This is a genomic window from Achromobacter sp. 10T422 (assembly GCF_056394065.1).
Genome location: NZ_JBFTHD010000014.1, coordinates 43,762 through 57,649 on the forward strand (window position 1 = coordinate 43,762; position 13,888 = coordinate 57,649).

The 13,888-nt window shown below is 60.8% G+C and carries 12 protein-coding genes; all 12 read right to left on the minus strand.

All coding sequences use genetic code 11. The features are described 5' to 3' along the window. Positions 1-472: 472 nt before the first annotated feature. The 12 genes from dnaG to bamB all read right to left on the minus strand — a co-directional run bounded on the left by dnaG (position 473) and on the right by bamB (position 13,885). Entirely contained in the window at positions 473-2,539 is a 2,067-nt protein-coding gene (gene dnaG, locus AC1DB0_RS28585) for a DNA primase (protein WP_054427457.1), read from the minus strand. 19 nt (positions 2,540-2,558) lie between these two features. Continuing rightward, positions 2,559-2,771 carry a 30S ribosomal protein S21 gene (rpsU, locus tag AC1DB0_RS28590; RefSeq protein WP_006218592.1) on the minus strand — a complete coding sequence of 71 codons (213 nt, stop codon included), beginning with the start codon at positions 2,769-2,771 and terminating at the stop codon, positions 2,559-2,561. Positions 2,772-3,063: 292 nt separating this feature from the next. Continuing rightward, positions 3,064-3,606: a phosphoribosyltransferase gene (locus AC1DB0_RS28595; RefSeq protein ID WP_054427456.1), complete on the minus strand. Its 543-nt coding sequence runs from the start codon at positions 3,604-3,606 to the stop codon at positions 3,064-3,066. 81 nt (positions 3,607-3,687) lie between these two features. After that, a complete protein-coding gene (locus AC1DB0_RS28600) occupies positions 3,688-4,983 on the minus strand; it encodes an adenylosuccinate synthase (RefSeq protein WP_054427455.1) in 1,296 nt (431 codons plus the stop codon). 76 nt (positions 4,984-5,059) lie between these two features. Next, positions 5,060-6,217 (minus strand): ATP phosphoribosyltransferase regulatory subunit, encoded by a 1,158-nt coding sequence (locus AC1DB0_RS28605; protein WP_054427454.1) that lies wholly within the window; start codon positions 6,215-6,217, stop codon positions 5,060-5,062. A gap of 266 nt (positions 6,218-6,483) precedes the next feature. Next, positions 6,484-7,386 carry a protease modulator HflC gene (gene hflC, locus AC1DB0_RS28610; RefSeq protein ID WP_054427453.1) on the minus strand — a complete coding sequence of 301 codons (903 nt, stop codon included), beginning with the start codon at positions 7,384-7,386 and terminating at the stop codon, positions 6,484-6,486. An 18-nt stretch (positions 7,387-7,404) separates the two neighbouring features. After that, positions 7,405-8,709 carry an FtsH protease activity modulator HflK gene (gene hflK, locus AC1DB0_RS28615; RefSeq protein ID WP_054427452.1) on the minus strand — a complete coding sequence of 435 codons (1,305 nt, stop codon included), beginning with the start codon at positions 8,707-8,709 and terminating at the stop codon, positions 7,405-7,407. Then, a complete protein-coding gene (hflX, locus tag AC1DB0_RS28620; RefSeq protein WP_054427451.1) occupies positions 8,675-9,781 on the minus strand; it encodes a GTPase HflX in 1,107 nt (368 codons plus the stop codon). Before hflX ends, hflK begins: the two co-directional genes overlap by 35 nt. A gap of 84 nt (positions 9,782-9,865) precedes the next feature. Further along, positions 9,866-10,102, minus strand: coding sequence for an RNA chaperone Hfq (gene hfq / locus AC1DB0_RS28625; protein WP_006218585.1), 237 nt, complete (start codon positions 10,100-10,102; stop codon positions 9,866-9,868). Positions 10,103-10,260: 158 nt separating this feature from the next. Continuing rightward, positions 10,261-11,334, minus strand: coding sequence for a histidinol-phosphate transaminase (gene hisC, locus AC1DB0_RS28630; RefSeq protein ID WP_346552662.1), 1,074 nt, complete (start codon positions 11,332-11,334; stop codon positions 10,261-10,263). 3 nt (positions 11,335-11,337) lie between these two features. Next, positions 11,338-12,702: a ribosome biogenesis GTPase Der gene (gene der / locus AC1DB0_RS28635; protein ID WP_054427449.1), complete on the minus strand. Its 1,365-nt coding sequence runs from the start codon at positions 12,700-12,702 to the stop codon at positions 11,338-11,340. Positions 12,703-12,727: 25 nt separating this feature from the next. Further along, positions 12,728-13,885 carry an outer membrane protein assembly factor BamB gene (bamB, locus tag AC1DB0_RS28640; RefSeq protein WP_054427448.1) on the minus strand — a complete coding sequence of 386 codons (1,158 nt, stop codon included), beginning with the start codon at positions 13,883-13,885 and terminating at the stop codon, positions 12,728-12,730. Between the last annotated feature and the right edge of the window lie 3 nt (positions 13,886-13,888).

Here is a 13,888-nt window from a genome sequence, read left to right on the forward strand (position 1 = left end):
TTTAAGCGTTGGTGTTTAACTTAAACATCAACTTAAATCCCAACGCTTAAACCTAAAATTTTGTCTTCACTGATCGTTCGAAAGGCTTGCTTCAAAAGTCTTACTTCAAAAGTCTTACTTCAAAAGGCCGACTTCGACGGGTTCCTATGGGGTTCCCTTCTATAGGTTTCCCCCGCCGCCCTTCGAATGGCGTTCTTCAATCCGCGTTCTTCAATCCGCTTTCTTCAATCCGTCTTTCTTAGATTCCAACAGCCAGAATTGATTCCAGCTTTCCGCACACTTTTACTGAAACAGCCGCAAGTTCCGGCCCCGTCCATCCAGATCAGGGCTGCCATCATTCAGGATCACCAGCAAATTCAGGAAAAATTAAGCTAAATTCAACTGCAAATGAATCGAATGGCGGTCAAAAAATCAAATGGAGGCCAAGAACCTAAAGCTTCCGGCAAGCGGACAACCTTTGATTTTAGCGCATTTAACGTATCCCGGCACCCTTCAGCACGGCCAATCGGCTGGAAAGTTCCAGGTAGCGCTTGCGGGCCTCGTCAGTCGCCAATCCCTCTGCCGCCAGCTTCGCCACTTCGAGCTTGGCTGAGTCGAACTCAATCCGCCGCAAGGCGTCATCCCACTCGGTCTGGGGATCGGGCAAGTCTTCCTGCGACAGGATATCGGCCCGCAAGCCCTTCAGCACCGTGGCCAAGTCCGAATCAGGTTCCGCGGCCTCGAGCAACGCGCCCACATGGCGCGCACCGCTGGACTGCGCCAGCATGATCAAGTCTCTTACTAATCCTAGATGAGGGCCATGGTCGATAACTTCAAGCTGTTGATCCCCCATGGAATCCACTAATTCCGGGTGCGCCAGCAACAATCCCAGCAAGCGTTTTGCCAACGACGGCATCGTACGGCGCCCTTCGAAACCGCCAACGTCGTTATCGCGGCGTCCTTTCCAGTTGCCCTTGCTGCCCTTCCAGTCGCTTTTGCCCTTCCAATCGCTCTTGCCTTTCCATTCCGGCTTGCCACCCGCGCGCTGACCGCCGCCTGCGCCTGCAGATGGCCCGCCTTGAGACGGGAAGTGGCCATAGTCGGCGTAATCTGGCTCGTCGGCAGGGATGTCGCTGAAGTCATGCCCGGCAAAGTCGTAGCCCATGTCTGCGTAACCGCCGTCATGATCCGACCCTGTCGAACCCGTGGCGGGCGCCGCATCACCCTGCGCAGGCTTGGCCGCAGGCGCCGGCGCAAAGGGCTTGGCCGGTTGTTGGGCCAAAATCTGCGACATTTCTTCGGGCGTCAGTTGGACCAGCTTAGCCATCTCCCGCTCGATCTGCACGCGCAACGCGCACTCGGGAATGGCAGCCAACAGGGGTTTGGCTTCGTGCAGACAGCTTGCCCGCCCTTCGGCCTCGTTCATGTTGTGCCGCGACGCCAATTCATCCAGCAAGAAGCGCGACAGCGCGACCGCATCGCCCAGACAGGCCCGGAACGCTTCGGCGCCCAACTCGCGCACATAAGAATCCGGGTCATGTTCCGAGGGCAAAAACAGGAAGCGGATCGCGATGTCATCGCGCAACACGGGAAGGCAAGCCTGCAAGGCACGCCAGGCCGCTCGCCGCCCGGCTCCGTCCCCATCGAAACTGAAGATCACCTTGTCGCTTGTGCGAAGCAGCTTCTTCACGTGGTCAGGGGTGGTGGCGGTGCCCAGCGTGGCGACAGCATTGGCAATGCCTTGCTGCGCCAGCCCAACGACGTCCATATAGCCTTCGACCACGATCACCTGCCCTTCCTGCCGGATGGACTGGCGGGCCTCCCACAAACCATAGAGTTCGTGGCCCTTGGAGAACAGAGGCGTTTCGGGGGAATTCAGGTACTTGGGCTCGCCCTTGCCGATGATACGTCCGCCGAACCCGATCAGGCTTCCTCGCGCATTGCGGATCGGAAACATGACACGTTCACGGAAACGGTCGTAACGACGCCCGTCTTCGGACTCAATGACAAGGCCGGACTCCACCAAAGTGGGGTCTTCGTAATTTGGGAAAACTTGCGATAAGCCGTGGCGGTCGGTGCCCGACCAACCCAGGCCGAAATGCGCCGCAATTTCGCCAGTCAGGCCACGCTGTTTCAGATAGCGGATCGCCGCGGGCGACGCACGCAACTGCTTCAGGTAATGCGCCTGAGCGGCATCCAATACCTGCGTATGACGAGACTCCTCGGCCTTGCGGCGCGCGGATTCCTGTTGCTGGCGTGGACTACGATTTTCTTCGGGAACCGTCATTCCCGCCGAAGCCGCGAGCGTACGCACGGCTTCGGGGAAACTGGTACCCGTATGTTCCATCAGAAAAGTGATGGCACTGCCGTGTGCTCCACAGCCGAAGCAGTGATAGAACTGCTTGGTGGGGCTGACAGTAAATGACGGACTTTTTTCGTTATGAAAGGGGCATAGGCCAAGCAAGTTGGCCCCACCCTTTCGCAACTGCACATATCGCCCGACTACGTCGACGACGTCGACTCGGGCGAGTAGATCCTGGATGAATGATTCTGGAATCAATAGATTCGGGAATCAAAAATCAATACAGGCGCGGGGGCAGTTGTTGGCTACGGATGCGCTTGTAGTGGCGCTTCACAGCGGCAGCATGCTTGCGCTTGCGCTCAGCCGTGGGCTTCTCATAGAACTCGCGCGAACGCAGCTCGGTGAGCAAACCGGTCTTTTCGATGGTGCGCTTGAAGCGACGCAGAGCGGCTTCAAACGGTTCGTTTTCCTTCAGTCGAACGATAGGCATAAAGTGATTGGCCTGCTTGTAGGGTAACAAAAGTTGATGACAAACCTGGCTTGCTTACCAGCAACGCCGCGCTAGGTTAGACCCAGGTCCGCGATGATCGCGGAACGGGGACCTTGGGCGGCGCAACGAATTGCGCTGGCTGTTTCCGTTACCCAAAGACTACCCAAAGAGTAACAAGCCAAGTTCGGTTTAGCGATAACCAGCGATTCTAGCATGGTCATGCATAGTTTGACTACTGGGAGGGACACTTGGCGCCTAGGCGGCCAAACTCCCCTCCCTTAACCCGCCGGACTCAGCTCTGCGAGCCCTTGCGAATCCAGGCTTCCAGCTGATGCGGACGCAGGCTGTCGTAGTCTTCAAACGGCTGGTGAATCCAAGGATTCGTGGGCAGCTTCTCGACGTAGTAGTCGGGCGTTGCCTGGGAATGCCCCTTCCACCACAACACGGCGCTGCGCAGCTCCGTGATGTCGGCAAACTGGCGCTTCAGGTGGTCATAGACCTTGCTGAAGGTTTTACCGGTATCGACCATGTCGTCCACCAGCAACACCCGCCCGGACAACGTGCCGCGCGTGATAGTGATGAACTGGGCGATATCCATGTCGCCCTGCTTGGTGCCGGCTGCTTCGCGATAGCTGCTCGTGGCCAAGATACCCAGCGGCACATCAAAAATACGGGACATCACATCGCCGACGCGCATACCGCCGCGCGCCAGACACAGAATCTTGTCGAACTTCCATCCCGACTGATGCACCTGCAACGTCAGGCGTTCGATCAAGCGGTTGTAATCGTCCCACGTCACCCACAGATGGCTGTCATCATTGGTCGGCGTGCTCATACGCAAGCATCTCCTGCTTAAAGATACGAAAAGGCCGCCGCCGGTATGAGACCGGCGGCGGCCTTTGGAATAATAACCCGATCAGCCCTTCAGGGGATGACGCAGGACAATGGTTTCGTTACGGTCAGGGCCAGTCGACACCAGGTCGATCGGCACGCCGCAAACTTCGGCCACGCGCTCCAGGTAACGGCGAGCCGCTTCGGGCAGCTTGTCGTACTCGGTGATGCCAACGGTCGATTCCGACCAGCCCGGCAGCTCTTCCAGCACCGGCTGAGCCTGAGCCACAGCGTGGGCGCCGTAAGGCAGCACGTCGCGGAACTCACCGTTCACACGGTAGCCAACGCCCAACTGGATGGTTTCCAGACCGTCCAGCACGTCCAGCTTGGTGATGCACAGACCGGAAATGCCGTTCAGGCGAACCGAACGCTTCAGGGCAGCGCCATCAAACCAGCCGCAACGACGCGGACGGCCCGTGACCGAACCGAATTCCTTGCCGATGGTGGCCAGACGGGTGCCGATTTCGTCGACCAGTTCCGTCGGGAACGGGCCCGAACCGACGCGAGTCGTGTAGGCCTTGGTGATACCCAGGACGTAGTCCAGTTGCTGCGGACCCACGCCAGCACCGGCCGACGCCGCGCCAGCCACGCAATTGCTGCTGGTGACGAAGGGGTACGTGCCGTGATCGACATCCAGCAAAGCGCCCTGCGCACCTTCGAACAGGATGCGTTTGCCTTCCTGCTGCATGGCGTACAGATTGCTCGACACGTCCTTGACCATCGGCGCAATGGCCGGAGCCAAGGCCATGGCCTGGTCGCGCACTTCGTTGGCCGAAACCGCTTCGGCGCCCAGATACTGGGTCAGCACGAAGTTGTGGTAATCCAGCACTTCGGCGAGCTTCTCGTCGAACAGCTCGGGATTGAACAGATCTTGCACGCGCAGCGCGCGGCGGGCGACCTTGTCCTCGTATGCCGGGCCGATGCCACGACCGGTCGTGCCGATCTTGCCGTCGCCCTTGCGAGCTTCGCGCGCCTTGTCGATGGCGACGTGGTAAGGCAGGATCAGCGGGCAGATTTCAGAAATCTGCAGGCGCGAGCGCACGTCCAGACCGGCAGCTTCCAGCTCTTCGATTTCCTTGAGCAGGGCTTCCGGGGACAGCACAACGCCGTTGCCGATAAAGCAGGTGACACCGGGATGCATGATGCCCGACGGGATCAGGCGAAGAATCGTCTTCTTGCCATTGATCCACAGCGTATGGCCGGCATTGTGACCGCCTTGGAAGCGCACCACGCCCTGGACGGATTCCGCCAGCCAGTCGACGATCTTGCCTTTGCCCTCGTCACCCCATTGGGTGCCGATTACGACTACGTTCTTGCTCATGTTACGAATCAATATCGAGTTTCTCGGGAAATCCGGAAATCTCCCCGCGGCCCTCTCGTTTCCAAGAGGGAGTTAGTCACAGCGTTCTGACCGTCCAGGCGCCATCTTGCAGCGCCAGCTCGCGATCGCAAACGAATTCGTCCTGATCCTGCTCGTGACCGGGCAATACCTGAACGACAATTTCCCCTGACCGGCGCAGACGGCGAACCGCCTCGGTCAAGGCGGGGGCCTGCCCCCAGGGCGCACGAACTGCACGCGCCCGTTCCGCTGGCGGCAAACCTGCCGCCAGTTTGCGTAAATCCAGACTGAAGCCGGTGGCGGGACGCGCCCGGCCGAATGCACGGCTGACGTCGTCATAGCGGCCACCACTGACCAGGGCGTCGTGCCAGCCTTCCGCGTACAGCGCGAACTTCACGCCAGAATGGTAGCCATAGCCACCCACGTCGGCCAGATCGACACCGAACGCGACATTCGGCATCGCATCCACCACCACCTGCAAGGCGTCCAGCGCCGCCGCCACACCCGGCAGCAACGGCAGGTCGCGCCGAGCATTCTTCAGCACTTCAGGGCCGCCATACAAATTCGGCAGCAACTGCAGCGCCTTCAGCGTTTCTGCGCGCATGCCAGGTGCACGCGCGGCCAATTCACCCAGCCCCGGCACGTCTTTCTCGCGCAACAGGCGGATGACGTCTTCAGCCAGGGCCACAGCCGCCGGGTCGGATTCGACGATGGCGCGAACCACACCCGGATGGCACAAGTCCAGACGGGGGTTACGAACACCAGCAATCGCCACCGTTTCCAGCACGAGCTGGATGATTTCCAGATCGGCTTCAAAACCGGCATGACCGTAAATCTCGGCACCGATCTGCAACAGCTCACGGCTGGACAGCAAGTCCGCCGGGCGGGCGTGCAGCACGTTGCCGCAATAGCACAGGCGGGTCACGCCAGCGCGGTTCAACAAGTGCGCATCAATGCGCGTGACCTGAGGAGTCATGTCCGCCCGCACGCCAAGCGTGCGGCCGGTCAGCTGGTCGACCAGCTTGCACGTGCGCAGATCCAGATCGCTACCGGTGCCGGACAGCAATGAATCGATGTATTCGACCAGGGGCGGCGCGACCAGCTCGAAGCCGTAAGTACGGTACAAATCGAGAAGTTCGCGGCGCAATTCCTCGATGCGCCGGGCCTCTGCCGGAAGTACGTCGGCAAGGCTCTCGGGCAGCAACCAGTTACCCATGAATGTTTACCTGAATAACGCCAAGTGATGCGTGGGCGTCGCCCAAACGAAAAAGCGGCTGAGGGGGCGTAAGCCCGCTCAGCCGCTGCGGAATGTTTTCTAGCTTACGCGGTATTGTACATGAGTCAGCGGCCAGCGCCAGCCGGGATTATGGTGGCGGAGAACTGTCCCTGGTTGCCCTGACAGGGGCACCGCATCCGTCGCCGCACCAGTAAAAAGCCCCTTGGATATCCAAGGGGCTTTTTGTCCTGCTACACGCGCGGCAATTACTTGGCCGGCACGGTAACGGGTGCCAGCGCATCGCCAGCCGGGTCCTTCATGAACTGGAAGAAGCTGGAGCTGGGGTCGACCACCAGCACGTCGCCCGGCTTCGAGAACGAAGCACGGTAGGCTTCCAGGCTCTTGTAGTACGTGTAGAACTGCGGGTTCTTGCCGTAGGCCTGAGCGTAGATTGCTGCCGCAGCGGCATCGCCCTCACCCATGATGCCCTGGGCCTTGGCATAGGCCTGGGCCACGATCACTTCGCGTTGGCGGTCGGCTTCAGCGCGGATCTTTTCGCCTTCGGCGGCACCGATGGAACGCAGTTCGTTAGCGACGCGCGTACGCTCCGCTTCCATACGGCGATACACCGACTCCGAAATCTCGGGCGCGAACTCGATACGGCGCAGACGCACATCAACGATCTGCACGCCCAGAGGCTCGGCGCGCTTGGCTACGTTGGTGAGAATCTCGGCCATGATCTTGTCGCGTTCGGTCGAGACCACGTCACGCACGGTACGCACGTTGACCGAGGCGTTCAGCGCGTCGCGGATCAGCGCTTGCAGGCGCTCTTGCGCCACGCGCTCGTTGCCGCCCGTCGAAACGTAGTATTGGCGGGGGTCCGCAATACGCCATTTCACGTAGGAATCGATCAGCAGGTTCTTCTTTTCAGAAGTCTGGATGCGTTCGGCTTCGTTGGTTTCGATGGTCAGAATGCGCTTGTCGAGCGTCACGACATTCTGGAACGGCGGCGGGGCCTTGAAATACAGGCCGGGTTCACTAATGGTCTTGCGCACTTCACCCAGCGAGAACACCAGGGCGTAGTCGCGCTCGCGCACGACGAAGACGCAGGAAGACAGGGCAGCCAGCACAATGAGCAGGCCGACCAGGATGGGCATAAAACGTTGCATGATCAGGACTCCTCCGGGTTAGCGCGACGTACGGTCGCGAGGCAGCGTGTTGCTATTGCTGCTGCCGGAAGACTGAGGCGCCGGAACGGCATTGCCACGCAACGGCGGCTGAACCGGCGGACTGATCAACGCAGGCGAACCCGGGTTGCCGACATTGGACTTGCTGGCGTCTTGAGCGGCCAGATGCATGATCTTGTCCAAGGGCAGGTACAACATGTTGTTGTTGCTCTTGGTGTCAACCATGACCTTGCTGGCGCGCGTGAAGATGTCCTGCATGCTTTCCAGGTACATACGCTGGCGCATGACTTGCGGCGCCTTTTCGTATTCGCCCAGGATGCTGGTGAAGCGCGACGTATTACCTTGCGCGTCACCCACGACCTTGGCCTTGTAACCTTCAGCTTGTTCGGTCATGCGGGAAGCCTGACCACTGGCCAGCGGCACAACCTGGTTGGCGTAAGCCTGGCCTTCGTTGATCTGGCGCTCGCGGTCTTGACCGGCCTTGACGGCGTCATCGAACGCGGCTTGCACCTGTTCGGGCGGCTGCACGTTCTGGATGGCGACGGTGCTGACCTGCACGCCACTTTGGTAGCGGTCCAGAATCTGCTGCATCAGCGCCTGCACTTGGGTGGCCACCGTCGTACGGCCTTCGTACAGCACGAAGTCCATCGACTGCTTGCCCACGACTTCGCGCATTGCCGTTTCAGAGGCCTGGCGGACGGATTCGTCCGGGTCGCGCGTCATGAACAGGTAGTCCGGCGCGCCATCGGCACGCAGACGATACTGAACGACGAACTGCATATCGACGATGTTCTCGTCCGTCGTGAGCATCAGCGACTCGGGCAGCACCTTGTTGCGCGAACCGCCACGGAAACCGACTTCAAACGTGCGCAGTTGCGACACGTTGACGATTTCCTGGCTTTGAATGGGGTACGGCAAGCGCCACTGGAAACCGGCTTGCGACGTGCTCTTGTATTTGCCGAATTGGGTCACAACCGCGACCTGGCCTTCTTGCACGATATAGAAGCCGCTTGCCAGCCAGACACCCGCCGCGACCAGAGCGATGACGCCCAGACCGATGCGCGCGCCACGCGGCGAAGGCGGCGTCATGCCGCCACGGTTGTTGGGGCGGTTATTGCCACCGCCACCGCCCTTGCGACCGAACAGCGATCCGATGCGATTATTGAAATCGCGCCAGACTTCGTCCAGGTCAGGTGGGCCGTCTCCATTGCCTTGAGGCCGCTTCGGCGGCGGCTCGGAGCCATTGTTATTCCCACGACCCCAGCCGGGGTCATTCAGATTGAAGAGTTTGATAATTCGCGGCATTGTTTCCCACAATCTGTCCGGTCTCCGCAATTGCCCCGCGCAACGCGTCCAAACCGGCGCGCTCGGTGGCGCTTACAAATACTCGCGCAATCGTACCATGTGCATCGCGCTCCACTCGGGGTTCCAATCCAGCCCGGTCAATCTTGTTGTAGACCAGGATGGTTGGAATCGCGGAGGCGCCGATTTCAGCGAGGACCTTGTTGACTTCGAAAATCTGCTCGTCGCGTTGGGGGCTGGCCGCGTCGACCACATGCAGCAGCAAATCCGCATGCACGGTTTCTTCCAGCGTCGCCCGGAATGCGGCGATCAGGCCGTGAGGCAGATCGCGGATGAATCCTACCGTATCCGACACCACGACGGACCCGGCTCCTTCGATCCAGATGCGGCGAGTGGTCGTGTCCAGCGTCGCGAAAAGCTGGTCGGCGGCGTAGCTGTCCGCGCGGGTCAGCGCATTGAACAGCGTTGACTTGCCGGCGTTGGTGTAACCCACCAGCGATACCGACAGCGCACCACCACGCGCTCGCGCGCGGCGCTGGGTCGTGCGCTGGCGCTCGACGCGATCCAGCCGCTCGCGCAGCGTCTTGACCTTGGCGCCGATCATGCGGCGGTCCATTTCAAGCTGAGATTCACCCGGGCCGCGCATGCCGATACCGCCGCGCTGACGCTCCAAGTGACTCCACATGCGCGTCAGACGCGTGGCCAGATGCTGCAATTGCGCCAGCTCGACCTGCAACTTGCCTTCATGGCTTTTTGCACGCAGCGCGAAGATATCCAGAATGAGCGCGACACGATCCACCACACGCAGATTGAAGACGCGTTCAAGGTTGCGTTGCTGGGCCGGCGACAAGGGTTGATCGAACAGAACGATGTCGGCCAGCAAGGCTTGCGCCATTGCCACGCCCTCGTCTGCCTTGCCGGAGCCGATGAAGAACTTGGCGTCGGGACGGTCTCGACGGGCAGTCAGGGTGCCGACGACTTCCGCGCCAGCGCCCTTGGCCAGCATGGCGAATTCTTCGGCATGGGCCGCGAAGTCTGGATCACCCAGATCAACGCTGATAATCAGAGCGCGCATACATGCACCATATTGGAGCCAAAGCGAAAATGCCCGCCGACGTTTACCGTCTGGCGGGCAATAAAAGGTACATCTGGAGCGAGATTACTCAGCAGGGACTTCCACCTGAAAGTTAACGGCGCGGGCGGGAACGACGGTGGAAATGGCGTGCTTGTAAACCATTTGCGTGACCGTGTTGCGCAACAGCACGACGTACTGATCAAAAGATTCGATTTGCCCTTGAAGCTTGATACCGTTCACCAAGTAAATCGACACGGGCACATGATCCTTGCGCAGCGTGTTCAGGAACGGATCTTGCAGAGTTTGCCCTTTATTGCTCATTGGCCAGGCTCCATTTGTTTGTTATTGAGTGGTGGTGTGCTTTTTTGTACTGGTGGAGCACACCGAAACACGTACTCTACAGGGTTTTCCCGGGCCGTGCTACTTGACCCGGAAGCAAAAGTGACACCAGAGATTTCAAGCTGAAAAGCCCCTGAAGCTTACCCTTGCAGGACCTCCGCGAGCCCCTTCAACAGCAGGTCAACCTGCTCATCCGTGCCCACGGTAATGCGGAGAAACTGATCGATGCGCGCATGACGGAAATGGCGCACGATGATGCTGCGCTCGCGCAAGGCGGCGGCCAAACCTGCAGCGTCTTCGGAGGGGTGCCGCGCGAACACGAAATTCGCAGCCGACGGCAACACCTCAAACCCCAACGACTCCAAGCCTGCCGTCATCCGCGATCGGGTTTCGATCACGGCTTGGCGAGTCTTCTCAAAGTACTCTGTATCTTCCAGCGCCGCCACTGCGCCGGCCGATGCCAGGCGATCAATGGGGTAGGAGTTGAAACTGTTCTTTACCCGCTCGAGCCCATCAATGAGCTCAGCGCTGCCTACCGCGAAACCCACGCGCAGCCCGGCCAGCGAGCGCGACTTCGACAAGGTCTGCACAACCAGCAGATTGTCGTAACGGGCGACCAGGCCCACCGCCGATTCGCCGCCGAAGTCCACATAGGCCTCGTCCACGACGACAACGGCGTCGGGGTTGCCGGCGACGATGCGCTCGACTTCCGCCAAGCTCAGCGCGCGGCCGGTGGGCGCATTGGGATTCGGGAAGATGATGGCGCCCGCCGCGCCGTTTGCGCCCGGCAGGTAGTCATCAACGTTGATGCGGAAATCTGCGGCCAGCGGCAGCGTTTCGTACTGCACGCCGTACAGGCCGCAGTAGACCGGATAGAAGCTGTATGTGATGTCCGGGAATCGCAGCGGACGATCGTGCTTCAACAACGCCAGGAAGACGTGCGCCAGCACCTCGTCCGAACCGTTGCCCACAAACACCTGGCCCGGCTCAACGCCAACCGTCGACGCAATCGCTTGGCGCAGACGGTCTGACGACGGATCGGGATACAGCTTGAGCGTATCGTCGCAAGCTGCACGGATCGCATCGAGCACCTTGGGCGACGGCCCGTAAGGATGCTCGTTGGTGTTCAGCTTGACCAGGTTCTGAAGCTTGGGCTGCTCGCCCGGCACATACGGACTGAGCGTCCCGACCACGGGACTCCAGAAACGGCTCATGGATCAGCTTTCCTGCGCGTAGGGGTTGTGCGAAGACTTGAATTCGATGCGCAACGGCGTGCCGGCCAGATCGAACGCATTGCGGAAACGCGTTTCCAGATAACGGCGATACGAATCGGGGATGGCGTCCAGCGCGTTGCCGTGAATGACGACCAGCGGCGGATTTTGCCCGCCTTGGTGCGCATAGCGCATCTTCGGACGGAAAATGCCCTTGCGCGGCGGCTGCTGCTGCTCGATGGCGGCTTGCAGTTCGCGCGTCAGCTTCGGCGTGGACAGCTTGGCGAATGCCGCGGCGTGCGCCGAATTGATCGACTTCAACAGCGGCTTGATGCCCTGCCCGCGCAGCGCCGAAATGGTGTGCATGCGTGCGAACGACAGGAAGCGCAGCTTGCGCTGGAATTCGCGTTCGATGCGTTCCTTTGCTTCGCCGTCCAGGCCGTCCCATTTGTTGATGGCGACCACCACGGCACGGCCCGTTTCCAGCACGAAGCCCGCGATGTGGGCGTCTTGTTCGGAAATTTCGGTGTGCGCGTCCAGCATCAGCAGCACAACGTTACTGGCCTCGATGGCCTGCAAGGTCTTGATGACGGAGAATTTCTCGACGGCTTCAAACACCTTGCCGCGCTTGCGCAGGCCGGCGGTGTCGATCAGCGTGTAGCGGCGGCCATCGCGGTCGAAATCGATTTCGATGGCGTCGCGCGTCGTGCCGGGCAAGTCGAACGCAATCACGCGCTCTTCGCCCATCAACGTGTTGATGAGCGTCGACTTGCCGACGTTCGGGCGGCCCACAATCGCCAGCTTGATGCGGTGATCGTGTTCGCCTTCAGCGTGATCTTCGTCAAACGGCTCTTCTTCGGCGGGCGGCTCGGCCAGATCTTTCAGGGCCAGTTCGATCAGGTCGACAATACCGTCGCCGTGCGCGGCCGAAATCGGATAGGGCTGACCCAAACCAAGTTCGTGGAACTCGGAGATGGCGGGGCCAAGACCCATGCCTTCCGCCTTGTTCACCGCCAGCAGCACGCGTTGCTGGCCAGACTTGCGCAGCAACTGGGCGATCTCGTGGTCATGCGCGTTCAGGCCGGCGCGGGCGTCCACCAGGAACACCACGACATCGGCTTCGGCAATGGCCTGCCGCGTTTGGCGGGCCATTTCGAGCAGGATGCCGTCTTTCGCGACCGGCTCGAAACCGCCGGTATCGATTGCGATGAACGGGATATCGCCTACCCTGCCCTCACCGTAATGGCGATCGCGGGTCAGGCCGGAAAAATCGGCCACCAACGCGGCGCGCGATCGCGTCAGGCGGTTGAAAAGGGTCGACTTCCCCACATTGGGGCGACCGACCAGGGCAACGACAGGCTTGAAAGACACGGTGTAAGGCTTTGTTCTATAGGTTTTAGTTGGCGCCGATCATGACGAGATTGCCATTGCCCGTCTGGACCAGCACACCTTGGGGGGTGGTTTGCGGCGGCGAAACGACGGCGCCTCCACCCACGGACAGCCGCGCCATCAGGCTGCCATCACTACGCGACAGGAAGTGCAAATAGCCTTCCAGGTCGCCGACTGCAAGCGCACCACCGAGCATAGCCGGTGCGGTGACCTGGCGGTTCTTCAGCGCCGCCTGCTTCCAGACATTGCCGCCATTATCCAGTGCAAACGCGTTGACGACGCTGTTCTGGTCGGCCGAGTAGGCGAAACGATCGTCCAGCGTCAAACCGCTGACGCTGGAGAAGTCTTTCGCCCACAGGGGACGGCCGCCAGCGGTGACGTCAAAGCAGACGATACGCCCTTGGTAGGCCACCCCGCAAAGGAGGTTACCCGCAATGCGCGGCACGCCGACAACGTCCGTCAGACGCTCAAGATCGCTGGCGCCGCGCGGGGTCGCCACGGTGCCTTCCCATTGCACGTTGCCGCTGTCGGACGCAATCGCCATCAGCTTGCCGCCCGGCAGGCCGGTGATGACCAGCCCTTCGGCCAGCACCATCTGCGACACGCTGCGCAGGGCGAGCGAGGGGCCGGGACGCTGCACGTTCCAGACACGCTCGCCGCTGTTGGCGTCAAACGCCTGGATGCGGTAGTCGCCGCTGCGGACCACGACGATGCCGTAGCCCACCACCGGCGGGATCGTGACGTCGCTGGTAGCGCGAACCTTCCACTTCACCTTGCCGTTGTCGTCAAAGGCGATCACGTCGCCGTCGGGCGATGCGACGGCGGTCGTGGTGCCGTCGCTGCCGGCGCCGGCGGACAGCTTGCCGTCGGTCTTGGCCTTCCACAGGGGACGGCCGCTTTGCAGATCAAACTTGCCGACCGAGCCATCCGGCGTCGCGGCATAGACGGCACTGCCCAGCACGGTGGGTGCAAAACCCAGGCCGGAACCGCTGCCAACCGATGCGGACCAGACCTGGCGCACGGACATGCCAGCCTTGTACTCGGTCAGGGGAGCGGGATCGTAACGGCCGTCATCATGGGAAAACAGGCCGCATCCGCCCAAGGCAAGCAAGCTTGCCAGGCAAACGGCGCCACGCCACGTACGACCAGGTGCAAATTTACGCATTAC

What these genes read in the sequence shown, in the direction of transcription:
- rpsU (WP_006218592.1), bottom strand. Translation starts at nt 2,771, where the DNA reads ATGCCTATCGTTCGACTGAAGGAAAACGAACCGTTTGAAGCCGCTCTG.
- AC1DB0_RS28595 (WP_054427456.1), bottom strand. Translation starts at nt 3,606, where the DNA reads ATGAGCACGCCGACCAATGATGACAGCCATCTGTGGGTGACGTGGGAC.
- AC1DB0_RS28600 (WP_054427455.1), bottom strand. Translation starts at nt 4,983, where the DNA reads ATGAGCAAGAACGTAGTCGTAATCGGCACCCAATGGGGTGACGAGGGC.
- AC1DB0_RS28605 (WP_054427454.1), bottom strand. Translation starts at nt 6,217, where the DNA reads ATGGGTAACTGGTTGCTGCCCGAGAGCCTTGCCGACGTACTTCCGGCA.
- hflC (WP_054427453.1), bottom strand. Translation starts at nt 7,386, where the DNA reads ATGCAACGTTTTATGCCCATCCTGGTCGGCCTGCTCATTGTGCTGGCT.
- hflK (WP_054427452.1), bottom strand. Translation starts at nt 8,709, where the DNA reads ATGCCGCGAATTATCAAACTCTTCAATCTGAATGACCCCGGCTGGGGT.
- hflX (WP_054427451.1), bottom strand. Translation starts at nt 9,781, where the DNA reads ATGCGCGCTCTGATTATCAGCGTTGATCTGGGTGATCCAGACTTCGCG.
- hfq (WP_006218585.1), bottom strand. Translation starts at nt 10,102, where the DNA reads ATGAGCAATAAAGGGCAAACTCTGCAAGATCCGTTCCTGAACACGCTG.
- hisC (WP_346552662.1), bottom strand. Translation starts at nt 11,334, where the DNA reads ATGAGCCGTTTCTGGAGTCCCGTGGTCGGGACGCTCAGTCCGTATGTG.
- bamB (WP_054427448.1), bottom strand. Translation starts at nt 13,885, where the DNA reads ATGCGTAAATTTGCACCTGGTCGTACGTGGCGTGGCGCCGTTTGCCTG.